This window comes from Devosia sp. 63-57 (genome assembly GCF_001899045.1).
GTDB classification, from domain to species: Bacteria; Pseudomonadota; Alphaproteobacteria; order Rhizobiales; family Devosiaceae; genus Devosia; species Devosia equisanguinis.
On record NZ_MKUY01000003.1, the window covers coordinates 874,527 to 887,614 of the forward strand.

The following is a 13,088-nucleotide window of genomic DNA, read 5'->3' on the forward strand; positions in this document are numbered from 1 at the left end:
ATCTGGCCGCCTCGTGCGGCCGTTTTTTTTGCTCAGAGCCGTTCCATGATGATCGAGCGCACCGGCGTGCCCATCTCGGTGTCCTCGTGCTCGTCGATTTCCACCCAGCCGCGCGACGCATAAAAAGCCCGGGCCCGCGCATTGAAGGCGCGCACGTCGAGCCGTCGCGCCCCGGCCGCCTCGGCGTGAGCCATCAACGCTGCGCCCACCCCGGTGCCGATGGCCCAGCTATCAACATGGATGGCGTGCAGCATGCCGTCATCGAGGTGGTACATGCCTACCACCACGCCACCGCGCTCGGCCACCATCATGGCGCCGAGATAGACATCCACATAGGCTTCCACCGGCCGCGCCGCCTCGTAACGCGCCCATGCGCCCATATCCAGATGCGGCGCCCAATGGGTGCGCCATGAGCGGTCGAGCAGCGCCTTGATGTCGGCACTGTCGGAACTGCGGGCGTGACGCACCAGGATCTCGTTGTCGGACATCGGATGACCTCAATGAACTGTTGATGGCTGCGCGTCGCCGCTTCATGCGGGGCGGCATCGGGTCTATTGCCTATTCGAAACCCTGCCGCAACCCGGAGCCCATGAGATGGCCAAGCTGTACTTCTCCTATGCAGCGATGAATGCCGGCAAATCCACGCTGCTGCTGCAGGCCGCCTATAACTACCGTGAACGGGGCATGCGCCCGCTGCTCTATACCTGTGCCGCCTATGCCGGCGGCGGTCCAGGGATCATCAGCTCGCGCCTGGGCATATCCGAAGCCGCCGAACTCTATGCCGAGGGCGACGACCTCTATCACCGCATCCGCGACCATACCGACGAAGCCAAGGTCGACTGCGTCTTTCTCGACGAGGTCCAGTGTCTCACCCGTGAACAGGTCTGGCAACTGGCCCGCGTTGCCGACCGGCTCGGCGTCCCGGTGATGTGCTATGGCCTGCGCACCGATTTCCTTGGCCGGCCTTTCGAAGCCTCGGCGGAACTGCTGGCAATTGCCGACGTCCTGCGCGAAATTCGCACCATCTGCCATTGCGGCGCCAAGGCCACCATGGTGGTGCGCCGCGATGCCCATGGCCGGGTGCAGACGGCGGGCAGCACCGTCGAGCCCGAAAAGGCCGACTATGTCTCCCTCTGCCGCAAGCACTGGGAAGAAGCGTTCGGCCGCTGGCCGGTGAAAGGACCACTCGATGCATGACGACACCACCGAACCGCATGGCACCCTGACTATCCGCACCCTGGCCATGCCCGCCGACACCAATCCTGCCGGCGACATTTTCGGCGGCTGGGTCATGAGCCAGATGGACATTGCCGGCGCCATTGCTGCCGTCGAGCGCGCTCAGGGTCGCGTGGTCACCGTTGCCGTCGAAGCCATGACCTTCATCGCCCCGGTCAAGGTTGGCGACGTGCTCTGTGTCTACACCACCATTGAGCGGGTCGGCACCACGTCCATCACCGTAGGCCTCGAGGCCTGGGTGCGCCGCAACCGCCTCGACGTCCGCCAGCGCGTTACCGAGGCCCGTTTCGTCTATGTGACGCTCGACGACAACGGCAACAAGCGCCAGGTGCCCAAAGAGGCGTAAACCAGCGCGTCCGATTGCGAGCCTTTTCGTTCAGATTGCGTTCAGCCGGGATATGCTTTGAAGATGCACCGGCACACGCGTGCCTGTTTGGAGTTGGCTCATGAACAAGACACTTGGCGCCGTGTTCGGCGCGGCCCTCGCAATTCTCGGCACTATTTCGGCAAGCATGGCCGCACCGGCCTTTGTCACTGGCCTGGGCAATGTCTATGACGCGCCCGGCCGCGCTTCGTCCGTTGTGGCCATCCTCCCCGAAGGCGCCACGGTCGACGCCAATTGTACCAATGATGGCTGGTGCCAGATCACCGGCATTGGCGGCTCGACCGGCACCAATGGCTGGATGATGTCCAACAATGTGCGCTTCGGCGATCTCAATCCGCCGCGCCCGCAGCCCCCACAGCCGCAGCCGCCGCAGCCCTGGCCGCCTCAGCCACAGCCCCAGCCTTGGCCCCCGCAACCCCAGCCGTGGCCGTGGCCACAGCCACCCAAGCCCCAGCCGCAGCCGCCGGTGGTATCCTCGGGTGCCTGCTTCTACAGCGAGCGCAACTTTGGCGGAAACAGCTTCTGCGTTGATCGTGGCGACAGCTTCAGCCGCATGCCGCGGAACTGGAACGATCGCATCCGCTCGGTTGAGGTCTTTGGCCGCAATACCCGCGTCGACCTCTGCGTCGACACCAATTTCCGCGGCTCCTGCGTGACCCTGCGTTCCGACACCGGCCGTCTGCCGGCCGGTATCGACCGTCGCGCTTCGTCCATCGACGTCTACTGATCTCGCGGCGGGCGGCACGGAACTCAATCCGTCCCGCCCCCGTTATTGCCAACAATAACATCGTGCGCTGTTGCCACCAGCATGGTCCCGAGTTCGGGACCGGCAAACCGCGCATCAGGGAGCTACCCATGCATCGTCAAACCCGCAAAACCATGTTCAATGTCTTCACCGGCGTCGCCGTCGCGGCCGCTGCTGTCGTCATGTTCCTGCCTGCAGCACAGGCTGCACCCGGCACCGTGACCAGCAATGTCAATGTCCGCTCCGGCCCGGGTACCAATTACGCCGTGGTCAGCACCCTGCGCCGTGGCCAGCAGGTCGACGTGCAGCAGTGCCAGACCTCCTGGTGCTATGTGTCTGCCCGTGGCTCCAACGGTTGGGTCTCTGCCTCCTTCCTTGCGGCCAATGGCCAGCAGGTCAATCCGAGCCAGCCCGGCCTGTCCTTCGGCTTCACCATTGGCGGCCCGAACGGCCCGCAGATCAATATCGGTGTCGGCAACCAGCAGCAGCCGCGCCCGCCCGTCGTGCGGCCGCAGCCGGTTTACACCCCGGAAGTGTGCTTCTATGAAGGCTCGCGCCTGCGCGGCGACAGCTTCTGCCTCAGCCAGGGCGAAAGCAGCCGCGACCTGCGCGACTGGTCGGACCGCATCTCGTCCTTCGACAATCCCGATGGTCTGAATGTGCAGGTCTGCTCGGAAGCCAATTTCCGCGATTGCCGCACCTACACAACCAGCGCATCCAGCCTCGGCGATTTCGACGACTACATCATCTCGGTCCGCGTGCGCTAAAACTTTCGCCGCCGACAATAATATGCTTGGCGCCATCCTTCGGGGTGGCGCTTTGCTTTGCAAAATCGGTTAGGCCGCGTTAACGTCCGCGCGATCCTGTTGTTTGGACCAGCGCCCAATGTTGAAATACCTCGCCGCCCTCGTCGTTCTCGCCCTGGCCGTCACGCCGAGCGCTGCGCTCGATCCTTCCGGTTCGCATGGCTGGAGCCGCTCGCAGCTGACTTTGCGCACGCTGCCGCATCAGGCAGGCGATGTAGTCGGGACAGTCGAGCAGGATCTCGCCATCAAGGTGCTGCGCTGCGAGAAGCTCTGGTGTCTGGTATCGACGCCCGTCGGCAAAGGCTGGACCAGCCGCGACCATATCGGCTTCGGCCAGACTTCGCAGGACCCGCTGACCGGTCCCAATCTCAATTATGCTTCGGGCGGCCCAGGCACGATCTGCTTCTATCAGGGCACCAATTATTCCGGTGCGTCCTTCTGCGCCGGCTCGGGTGAAGTTTTCCCGGACCTGGCGCGCTGGGGTCTCGACAACAGCTTTGCCTCCGTAAAAGTGGAGGGCAATGTCTCCGCTGCTGCCTGCCGCTCGCGCGATTTCCAGTCCTATTGCGAACGCATCGTCGCCAGCCAGCCGGTGCTCGATGGCCTGCTGCGCAAGAACCTCACCTCCATTCGCGTTTACTGACCAGCCCCAGGCACAGCGGCAGGAAAACGTCACCCCCGGGCCTCCACCCGGGGTTTTTCTTTGCCGCGAAGCCACGCCTGGCTCTTTTTGCCAAAGCACCTAAACACCTCGTTCAGGCCGAGTTCAGCGCCAAACGGCTCTACTGCCCTCATGCAACGGACCCAGTCCGCAACAGCAATGAGGGAACATCATGATCACCAAACGTCTCTATCTCGCGGCCGCCGTCGCCGCGGCCACATTGGCCTCCACTGCCGTCGCCTTTGCCCAGCCCGGCATTGCCACCAATGCCGTCAATGTCCGCAGTGGCCCCGGCACTAACTATGCCAAGCTCGGCGCGCTTTCGGCTGGCGAAATCGTCGATGTGCAGCAGTGTCAGGGTTCGTGGTGCTATGTCGATCGCAGCGCCGGCAAGGATGGCTGGGTGTCGAAAAACTATCTGCAGCCCTATCAGCCGAGCGGCAATTCCGGTGGCGGCAACAAAAAGCCAGATATTCCGTTCAGCTTCGGCATGACCATCGGACCCGGCGGCCCCAATATCTCCATCGGTATCGGCAATGCGCCGCCGCCGCCCGCCCCGGTCACGCCGCGCGTCTGCTTCTTCAAGGGCAACAATTATTCCGGCGCACAGTTCTGCGTCGCGCCCGGCACCAACGACCCGCAACTGATGGGCGGATGGGACGATTCCATCTCGTCGATCCAGGTCCAGGGCGGCGCCCAGGTCACCGTCTGTACCAATTTCTGGTATGCCGGCAGCTGCACCACTACGGCCTCCAGCCAGCCATCGCTCGGCGCCTACAACAACGCCATCTCGAGCTTCCAGGCTTTCTGATCCGGCGTCACCCCTCCCCATGCGGGAGGGGACTATCCCTGCCGAACCCGCCGCGTCGCAATTCGCCCGGTCAGCGTTCCCAGGTCCTGCAACAGGGGTCCGTAGCGCGTGAGGTCGCGGCCGCTGCATTGACCCTGTGCGGCGAAGGCGAGCGCATCGGCATAGCAGGCCGCTTCGGCGCCGCTCATGGATGCGCCATCAATGGCGATGAGGTCGAGGCAATCGAAGCAATGCATGGCCACTTCGGTGAGCAGGTGCATTTCTGCCAGGCCTGCCAGGTCGCGCAGCGCCGCCGCCCAGTCGCAGCATGCCGCAACATCGGCGCTGTCCCAGGCCCGCAGCGCCTCGATCAACGGCGTCAACCGCTCGCGCACCGCAACCTCAATCGAGCTACGCAAATCGCTGAGCGAAATCTCAGCCGAGCGCATTGCCCCGCGTCGATCGACACCTCCTGGGCGGCAGGCCGCAGCGTGGAATTTGCCTCTGACATCGACAAGCTGTCCCATGATCAGGCCACGTCCTTTTCCGCCACTGCATCACCATCGGAGGCACGCCGCCGCGCCGCGCCCTCATAATCGTCGTCGTGAAAACGTCGGTCGGGCCCGAAATAGGTCGGGCTATCCCAGAAAGGCCGCGGCCGACGGGCGATCCAGGCAATCCGGTCATAGAGCACCGAGGGCGAGATCGGCTTGCTCAGCACGAAATTGGCGCCGCAATCGCGCGCCTGCCCCACCGACATGCGCAATGCCGTACCCATAGTCACGATGATGGGGATGGACCGCGCGGCATGCTTGGGATTGAGCCGGATTGAGCGGACAAAGCCAATGCCGCCATTGGGCGTGCCTGGCTTGCCGAAGCCCGGCAGGTCGGCCGCGCAGAGCAGGAAATCCACGGTTCTGCCGGTGAGCAGCCGCGCCGCCGCAGGCGCATCGGCCGCGTCCAGCACCTTGCCGGCACCGAAGCCGTAAAGCAGGCGCCGACCGAGGTCGCGATAGAGATCGCTCGGATCGGCCACAAGGAATGTGAGCTCCGAGAGATTGACACCGCTATGGGTCAGAGGCTGCTGCATGATACCAGCTCTACCCGCAAACTGCTGAGAACTGGTAAAATCGTGCCCACAAAATGCGGAGGTCGTCGCGGTGCTGCCAGACCGTGAAGCGCGCTAGAGCCGCACCTCGCGACCCTCGAGATCAATCTTGGGCACCTTGAACCCCATCGCCACCCAGGCCCCCAGCAGCCGCGCGAAAAATCCCGCTGTCACCAGGCTCCCCGATGGTACGCTGTCATCGAGCACCGTGCCCGCCGGCGCATCGCCGACCACGGTGGCAATATCAGGTCGTGCCATTCCTGCCGGCCACAGCGTTCCGTAAAGGCTGAGCCAGTGGCCGCCCTTGAACTCGAGAAAAACCGGCATGTTGCAGCAGCTGGCGACCACCCGTCGCGTACTCGACCCGCCAAGGTGATAGGCCACCAGCAGGTCCTGTCCGCTCTCGATCCGCACCCGATCCTTTCGGTACATCACGAAGCGTGTCGCGCCATTGTCCTCGCGAAAGGCCGTCGCGCCGGGCAAGGCCTCGATACGCGCGCCAGCCGTGCGGCAGCTGTTGCAATGGCATTCGGCACGGATGATCGGCGCACCGCTGACCACGATATGCACCTTGCCGCAGCGGCAGTGCAGCGCCTGTGTGCCCGCCCCGCTCATGGCCGCACCAGCGGAAACACGTCGCGCACCCGGCTTTCGCGCAGCCACAGGGCCATCCAGGTCGCGCCCCCCAGATAGAGGCTGAACAGCGTATGGCTGAACAGCGGATTATCCACCCGCAGATTGGCCGCCAGCGCAGCACCCAAAAGCCCGGTAAACAGCACCGCGCCCAATAGCGCCGTGCGCGGGATCAGAAATAGCACCACGCAAACCAGCTCGATCACCCCGATCAGCACCAGATATTTTGCCGGCCATCCCACCACCGCCAGCGGCTCCAGCGCCACATCCATCTGCAAGAGTTTCGGCGTCACCGATGCTCCCAGCATGAACAGCGCGATCAACCCACTCAACACCCAACCCGCAATTTTCAAGACCCGAACTCCTCTGGCGTCACTTCACCCCAGCGACGATCCCCCGCCCCCCATTTCGACACGGCCCCGAAACAAATGTCGAGCGTCGTCTCGGGACCTGTCGCAACCAGCATGGTTTGACATACCTATCGTCCCGATGCATTATACCTAGCGTCACAAGGTATATATCCATGCCCCCTGCTCCATCCGCCTTTCTCAATGGCGTTCCCGAATTGCTGGTGCTGCGCCTGCTGCGCGATCGGGAAATGTATGGCTATGAGATCGTCCAGGCCATCCGCGCCGCCAGCGGCGACGCCATCACCTTTGCCGAAGGTGTCATCTATCCCTTGCTGCACGGGCTCGAACGCGATGGCGCCCTGACCACGAGGCGTCAAACCATCAATGGCCGCAGCCGCGTCTATTACACCGTCACCCCTGATGGCGTGGGCCGCCTGGAGGCGCTTGCAGAGCACTGGCGCCACCTCAATGACGCCATTTCCGGCATTCTGGCAGAGCCGCGCCATGCGTGAACTGTTGGGCGATCTGCGCGAAAACCTGCTCGGCGCCGGCCTCGCTCCGCGCCATGTCGAGCGTTATCTCCGCGAATTGTGCGATCACCGCGACGATATCGCCGACCATCTCGAGGCCGCCGGCATGTCGCCGGAGACTGCCCGCCGCGAAGCTGAGCAGCGGCTGGGCAATCGCGACTCGCTATTGCTGCCCATGCTCGCCAATGATCGCTTCCGCAGTCCCGCCGCACGCTGGCCCGCGCTGTTATACTTTGTGCTGCCGCTTCTGCTGCAAGTCGCGGCCATCGTCCTCGCCATTCTCGCCCTGGCCATCGCCGCCGACACCAGCCTGCGCCCATTCATGACCGATCTCGGCAGCCTTTTCGCCTTCGGGCTCCTCGTGCTTCCGGTGCTGATCGGCTGGGGCCTGCTCATCGCCGCACAGCGCCGCCGCGCCACCCTGCACTGGCCGCTCCTCGGAGCACTCTCCGGCATTGCATTGGCCACGGCCCTGCAACTGGGCATCACTCTCCCAGCGCCGGAAATGCCGGGCGAAATCGGCCTGAGCCTCGGCCTTCCCGCCCTGGTGCCACTTGTTACCTTGGGCGCGCTGTCGCTGCTCCCCCTCGCTTTGCAAATCTGCCCGGAGTGATCCCGATGAAAGCGCTGCTCTCCCTGCTGATGGCCCTGTCAGCCGGCCCGGTCTCTGCCGCCCCGCAAACCCATACTCTGCCCCGTCCCGATGGCAGCCTCATCCACTTCACGCTGGACCTGGCCGAAGGTGATAGCGCGGGCCTATTGGTGCTGGCCCAGGGCTCAGGCTGCGCGCTGGCAGCAGCGAGCAACAGTCTTGCAACTGTACGGCAGGCCTTCCCCGCCCATACCGCTCTTATAGTCGAAAAGGTCGGCATCGTCCCCGATACGGCCATGAGCTCGGACTGCCCTGCCGAATTTCTCGACCACTACACACTGTCTCAGCGTATCGACGATTATCAGCAGGTCCTGTCCCATCTCGGCGGCACGCAGGACATCATTCTCTTCGGCGGGTCCGAAGGCGGCCTTGCCATGGAAGCGCTTGCCGCCCGCATCCACCCCGCCGCCGCCATCCTGCTTTCAGGCTCCGTGGGCGGCACCTTCGGAGAAATGGTGCTCTCCACCGTTCCGCCCGAGGGCAAGTCCAGCGTCGCGGCCGGTTTTGCCGAGGCCCGCGCCAATCCCGATAGCAGCACGGTCCTTTCCGGCCACAACTATCGCTTCTGGGCCGATATCCTCGATCACCGCTCCTCCGATTATCTCGAGGCGACCGACACGCCCTTCCTGCTGATCCATGGCGGCCGCGACAATGCCCCGGTCCAGCCGGTTCGCGCTTTGGCCGACCGCTTCGCCGCCGAGGGCCGCTGCAACCTCACCTACTGGGAGTTTCCAGCGCTCGACCACTCCATGGTCGATCCGGCTGGCACCAGCCAGCTACAGCGCATCGCCCGCCTCGCTGCCGCCTGGGCCGAGCATCCCATGCCGGCCTGTTGACGCATGCATGGCCGGCCCCTAGTCATGGGCCGAACCCCCACCGCCCCTCCAGCGCGCAGAGCCCTCATGATCCCCTGGCAAAAGCTCGACGAAACCACCATGCCCGGCGGCGGCAAGCTGACGCTGATGCAACGCGGCAGCGAGTTTTCGATCATGTCGGGCACCATCGGGCTGATGAACAGCCGCATGAACGGCTCGGAAGAACAGCTGGCCATGCTCTCCGCCGCCCGCGTCGGCAAGCGACCCAAGGCGCGCATTCTCATCGGCGGGTTGGGCATGGGCTTCACCCTGCGTGCCGCCCTCGCCGCCTTCGGCCCCGATGCCGAGATCGTCATTGCCGAACTGGTTCCCGCCGTCATCGCCTGGGCCCGCGGCCCGCTCGCGCCGATCCACGGCACCAGCCTCGACGATCCCCGCGTCACCATACACGAAGGCGACGTCCGCACCGCCATCAGCGACCGAAAACCCTTCGACGCCATCCTGCTCGATGTCGATAACGGCCCCGATGGCCTGTTCCGCCCCGAAAACGACCGCCTCTACAGCGCCACCGGCCTCGCCAACGCCAAGGCCGCCCTCACACCGGGCGGCCACCTCGCCGTCTGGTCCGCCTACCCCAACGCCCCCTTCACCAAACGCCTCCGCCAATCCGGCATGGCAATCGAAGAAGCCCACGTCCGCGAACGCAGCAACGGCAAAGGCGCACGGCATCTGATCTGGTTTGCGACGAAGCCGGGGAAGTAGTTTGAGTGATGTCCCAAAAACCACGTAACATATTGGTGAAGCCAGGTAACCAGCCAGCTTTCGTTTAGATGCTTGCGAGGACCTAATGATCATATTCTGCAGGGCGAGGGCGTAGTTCGCTGCTACCTTAGGGAGGCAGGAGGAGAACGGATGCGCTTTAAAGGTCTCGACCTGAATTTGATTGTTGCACTTGATGCGCTGCTTGCCACACGCAGCGTATCACGTGCTGCCGAACGGACCTGCATTACTCAACCGGCAATGAGCGCGTCGCTAGCGCGGCTACGCGAGTATTTCGACGACCCGCTTCTGATTACGGGCATCGGAAGTGCCACACTTTCCCCGTTAGGCGAAAGCCTGCGTGCACCAGCTGCCGACACCTTGAGCTACATTAGTGATCATCTGATAGCTCCAGGAAATTTCAACCCGGAAACTTCCGACCGCGAGTTTCGGATTCTTGCGGCAGACACGGTTCTAGTGGGCCTGCTTGCTGCGGCATTGCAGCGCCTAGAACTGATGGCGCCAAAGTTGCGATATGCGTTGATTACACCAAAGGGCAACAATCAAGCGCAGCTTGAAAGCGGACAGCTTGATCTCCTCGTCATCCCCGAGAAAGTTGCAAGTCCGGCGCATCCGGCGGAGCTCCTCTTTGAAGAGGAACACACGGTCATTGCGTGCGGACAACGGCAGTTTGGCAATAATCTTTCCCTAGAAGATTTTTGCGCGGCTGATCACGTAGAGGTGTACATCGCTGAAACACCATACCTAGATACGGTTTTAGGCACTCCTGTTTTTGATAGACGGATCAGCGTACGCCTCGACAACTTCGCGCTTGTGCCTTCTTTTGTGAGTGGCACAACGCGCCTGGCTACATTTCCTGCTATGACGACTGAGCTTTTTTCTGGCTTGGTAGACCTACAATACTTCAAGCCACCATTTTCCATCCCGCCGGTGCGGCTGGCAATGCAATGGCACAGCCGCGCTAGTGCTGATGCCGGTCTCCAATGGCTGCGTCAGGAACTGCGTGTCGCCATTGGCGAGACCCGGCCGCATAAACGCTGTCTATACCGGGTCGTAAATCAATCGATTTGAGCCGGGGCGCATGGACCGGCCATAAATCTCCTGAGCTCGACAACCGGGCCGGGAGGAAATTTGAATGGATAAAGAAAGCAACTTCGTTCTATCGCGTCGTGGCGCCCTTGGCGCTCTCGGCGGTGCGGTTGCGCTTGGATTTGCCAGCAAGGCCTTTGCGCAGACTACCAACAGCGATGCCGACCAGGCCAATGAGCTTCTGCTGCGTGGCGGCTATATCTTAAGCATGGACCCCGCGCTAGGCGATCTTGAGATTGGCGATGTCCACATTCGCGATGGCGAAATTATCGAAATCGCTCCGGAGATTGCCGCTCCGGGCGCCATGGTGATCGATGCACGAAACACGGTTGTCATGCCTGGTTTCGTGGACACGCACTGGCATATGTGGAACAGCACTTGGCGCGGCATGGCCAACGACGCCAGCGCCTACTTCGCTCTGCGTGGCCTCGGCGCGGTCTATACCCCTGAGGATCACTACGCGGCCTTGAAATATGCTGCCCTCGACGCCATCAACGCTGGCTTCACCACCACTCACAACTGGGCGCATGGCGTGGATTCGGTGGAAGACGCAGAAGCTGAACTGCAGGCGCTGCGGGAGATCGGCATTCGCGCCAAGCTAGGGCTTCCTGCTCTTCTCGGTGGTGAGCCCACGACCCGCGAGCAAATTCAGCGCCTTTTGGACTGGATTGCTGAGAATGGCGAAGGCCGCCTCGGACTGGGAATGATCCTTGATGGGGCAGGCGACGCACTCGCAGAGCGTATCGAATTGGCCCGCTCCCTCAAGCTGCGCCCAATTACCGACCACAGCGGCACTATTGCCCGTCCCGACCTCCTGGGGCCGGAGATGCTCTACACGCACGGGACAGATGTTACGCCCGAGCAGATTGCGGTGATCGTAGAAACGGGAATTGGCGTCGCCCTCTGCCCCGGTACCGACCCCATGATTGGCGCCGGGCTGCCGCCCATCCACGCGCTTCTCGCTGGTGGCGTACCGCTCTCCCAGATAAGCATGACGCTCGACGTAACGGCACAGACTCCAACAGACCCCTTCTCCATGCTCCGCACGATCGTCGACGCTGGGCGTATCCAGCAGGCCAACAACACCAATCTTAGGGCGGTCGCCCAGGCAGCGCCGGATTGGTTGTTGAGCTATCGCGATGCGCTGGCCATCGGCACCAGCAGCGGTGCCAACGTTCTAGGCCTCGGCGACCAGGTCGGCACTCTCGCAGTCGGCAAGCGCGCCGACATCATCACCGTGCGTATGGATGCGATCAATATGATGCCTGCGCCAAATACCAATAAAACATACTTGCTGGTCCAGAATGGCCTGCCCTCAAACGTCGATACGGTTATCGTCGACGGACGTGTCCGCAAGCAAGCAGGGACCCTGGTCGGCGTAGATGTGGCCGATGTCGTCGCGCAGGCAGCCGCAAGCCAGGAGGCCGTGCGCCAGCGGGCCAACCTACCACCGCTCGATGCATCTCTCTAGCTGATTGAGCGATGCGTCGGACCGGCGCTCTCCGGTCGGTCCGGCAATCCATATCGGCTTCGCGACCGAATCTCCGCCGGCCGCCTTCCGGCGGCCAGCTCACACCACCGCGCTTAAGCCGCCTGGACGATGTCGACCAGTTCGACATCGAATACCAGGTCCTGCCCGGCGAGCGGGTGATTGGCGTCGACCTTGACGCTGGTGTCATCCAGTCCGACCACGGTGATCGGCATCATGCCGCCATCGCTGGTGCGCGCCTGCAGCTGCGTGCCGACCCGCACATCGAGGCCGCTGGGCAGCTTGGCCCGGTCCAGGGTCTGCACCGCTTCGGGGCGATGCTGGCCATAGGCCTGGTCACAGGGAATGGTGACGGTTTGGCTGTCGCCGGGCGCCATGCCCTCCACCTGCGCTTCGAGGCCCTTGATGACCTGCCCCTCGCCGATCCTGAATTCCAGCGGCGCCCGGCCGGCAGAACTGTCGAACTGCGTCCCGTCGGTCAGGCGACCCGTATAGTTGATCCGGACGACATCACCCATTTTGGCTGTGGTCATGGCTGTTTCCTTCTGTGAAGTACGGCGGATTGCTCAACGCCTTTTCCAGTGAGGCCGCGCAGCGATGCACGCGACAGCGAGCTGATAATATAGGGACGAAAGCACGGATTTAAACCGCCAGCGGCCAAATTACTGGGCCGGCGGACCGCCTTGCCCTTTCGCTCAGAGGGTGCAACCGCTACATGTCGTGAACAGTTTTCCTGCTGACATCTGCTGACAGCGCACCCATCTATGGGTCCTGCTATCCTGCCCCGGTCCTGATCAAGAGCGCGCCATGGCCCCCAAATCCACACGCCCCGGCAAAGCCGAGTTTTCCATCGACGAGTTCTTTGCCGAGATCGAGAAGGCCGAGGATATCGCCGCCTCCAAGCCGCTTTATGCCGAGCGGATGAAGAACAAGCGCGCGCTGGATCGCGCCGAGGCCGCCGAGAAGGAAGCCGCAGCGCCGAAAACGCCGCTCGAAAAGCGCCGCACCACCAAGTCCAA

General features: G+C 63.1%; 18 protein-coding genes. 12 read left to right on the forward strand and 6 right to left on the reverse strand.

From position 1 onward, the window contains the following. Positions 1-32 precede the first annotated feature (32 nt). Positions 33-488 carry a GNAT family N-acetyltransferase gene (locus tag BGO80_RS04390; protein ID WP_286719357.1) on the reverse strand — a complete coding sequence of 152 codons (456 nt, stop codon included), beginning with the start codon at positions 486-488 and terminating at the stop codon, positions 33-35. 106 nt (positions 489-594) lie between these two features. Here BGO80_RS04390 and BGO80_RS04395 point away from each other — a divergent pair, with 106 nt between their 5' ends. From BGO80_RS04395 to BGO80_RS04420, 6 genes are all read left to right on the forward strand, one after another. Further along, positions 595-1,197, forward strand: coding sequence for a thymidine kinase (locus BGO80_RS04395; RefSeq protein ID WP_286719359.1), 603 nt, complete (start codon positions 595-597; stop codon positions 1,195-1,197). After that, on the forward strand, positions 1,190-1,582 hold the full coding sequence (locus tag BGO80_RS04400) for an acyl-CoA thioesterase (protein ID WP_286719361.1): 393 nt from the start codon (positions 1,190-1,192) through the stop codon (positions 1,580-1,582). The genes BGO80_RS04395 and BGO80_RS04400 overlap by 8 nt, the downstream gene beginning before the upstream one ends. A 100-nt stretch (positions 1,583-1,682) precedes the next feature. Beyond that, positions 1,683-2,348 (forward strand): peptidase inhibitor family I36 protein, encoded by a 666-nt coding sequence (locus tag BGO80_RS04405; RefSeq protein ID WP_286719363.1) that lies wholly within the window; start codon positions 1,683-1,685, stop codon positions 2,346-2,348. A gap of 128 nt (positions 2,349-2,476) precedes the next feature. Beyond that, a complete protein-coding gene (locus tag BGO80_RS04410) occupies positions 2,477-3,133 on the forward strand; it encodes an SH3 domain-containing protein (RefSeq protein WP_286719365.1) in 657 nt (218 codons plus the stop codon). A 118-nt stretch (positions 3,134-3,251) separates the two neighbouring features. After that, the gene (locus tag BGO80_RS04415; protein WP_286719366.1) at positions 3,252-3,815 is read left to right on the forward strand and encodes a peptidase inhibitor family I36 protein; all 564 of its coding nucleotides are present in this window, start codon (positions 3,252-3,254) and stop codon (positions 3,813-3,815) included. 190 nt (positions 3,816-4,005) lie between these two features. After that, positions 4,006-4,644: an SH3 domain-containing protein gene (locus BGO80_RS04420; protein ID WP_126152152.1), complete on the forward strand. Its 639-nt coding sequence runs from the start codon at positions 4,006-4,008 to the stop codon at positions 4,642-4,644. Between the two features lie 32 nt (positions 4,645-4,676). Here BGO80_RS04420 and BGO80_RS04425 read toward each other — a convergent pair whose 3' ends face one another. The 4 genes from BGO80_RS04425 to BGO80_RS04440 form a co-directional block, all read right to left on the reverse strand. Next, the gene (locus tag BGO80_RS04425; protein WP_286719369.1) at positions 4,677-5,072 is read right to left on the reverse strand and encodes a hypothetical protein; all 396 of its coding nucleotides are present in this window, start codon (positions 5,070-5,072) and stop codon (positions 4,677-4,679) included. Between the two features lie 80 nt (positions 5,073-5,152). Next, positions 5,153-5,713, reverse strand: coding sequence for a response regulator (locus BGO80_RS04430; protein WP_286719371.1), 561 nt, complete (start codon positions 5,711-5,713; stop codon positions 5,153-5,155). A gap of 93 nt (positions 5,714-5,806) precedes the next feature. Further along, positions 5,807-6,346: a GFA family protein gene (locus BGO80_RS04435; RefSeq protein WP_286719373.1), complete on the reverse strand. Its 540-nt coding sequence runs from the start codon at positions 6,344-6,346 to the stop codon at positions 5,807-5,809. Continuing rightward, positions 6,343-6,717: a DoxX family protein gene (locus tag BGO80_RS04440; RefSeq protein WP_286719375.1), complete on the reverse strand. Its 375-nt coding sequence runs from the start codon at positions 6,715-6,717 to the stop codon at positions 6,343-6,345. Before BGO80_RS04440 ends, BGO80_RS04435 begins: the two co-directional genes overlap by 4 nt. Before the next feature lie 170 nt (positions 6,718-6,887). Between BGO80_RS04440 and BGO80_RS04445 the strand changes: the two genes are divergently transcribed. The 6 genes from BGO80_RS04445 to BGO80_RS04470 all read left to right on the forward strand — a co-directional run bounded on the left by BGO80_RS04445 (position 6,888) and on the right by BGO80_RS04470 (position 12,051). Next, entirely contained in the window at positions 6,888-7,226 is a 339-nt protein-coding gene (locus tag BGO80_RS04445; RefSeq protein WP_286719376.1) for a PadR family transcriptional regulator, read from the forward strand. Next, the gene (locus tag BGO80_RS04450; protein WP_286719378.1) at positions 7,219-7,857 is read left to right on the forward strand and encodes a permease prefix domain 1-containing protein; all 639 of its coding nucleotides are present in this window, start codon (positions 7,219-7,221) and stop codon (positions 7,855-7,857) included. The genes BGO80_RS04445 and BGO80_RS04450 overlap by 8 nt, the downstream gene beginning before the upstream one ends. 5 nt (positions 7,858-7,862) lie before the next feature. Then, positions 7,863-8,732, forward strand: coding sequence for an alpha/beta hydrolase family protein (locus BGO80_RS04455; protein ID WP_286719380.1), 870 nt, complete (start codon positions 7,863-7,865; stop codon positions 8,730-8,732). Between the two features lie 66 nt (positions 8,733-8,798). Then, positions 8,799-9,473, forward strand: coding sequence for a spermidine synthase (locus tag BGO80_RS04460; RefSeq protein WP_286719382.1), 675 nt, complete (start codon positions 8,799-8,801; stop codon positions 9,471-9,473). A 150-nt stretch (positions 9,474-9,623) separates the two neighbouring features. Then, positions 9,624-10,562, forward strand: coding sequence for a LysR family transcriptional regulator (locus BGO80_RS04465; protein ID WP_286719383.1), 939 nt, complete (start codon positions 9,624-9,626; stop codon positions 10,560-10,562). A gap of 64 nt (positions 10,563-10,626) precedes the next feature. Next, complete coding sequence (locus tag BGO80_RS04470; RefSeq protein ID WP_286719384.1) at positions 10,627-12,051, forward strand: amidohydrolase family protein; 1,425 nt, start codon at positions 10,627-10,629, stop codon at positions 12,049-12,051. Positions 12,052-12,164: 113 nt separating this feature from the next. Here the strand turns inward: BGO80_RS04470 and BGO80_RS04475 are convergent, their stop codons facing one another. Next, positions 12,165-12,602 (reverse strand): FKBP-type peptidyl-prolyl cis-trans isomerase, encoded by a 438-nt coding sequence (locus BGO80_RS04475; RefSeq protein WP_286719385.1) that lies wholly within the window; start codon positions 12,600-12,602, stop codon positions 12,165-12,167. Between the last annotated feature and the right edge of the window lie 486 nt (positions 12,603-13,088).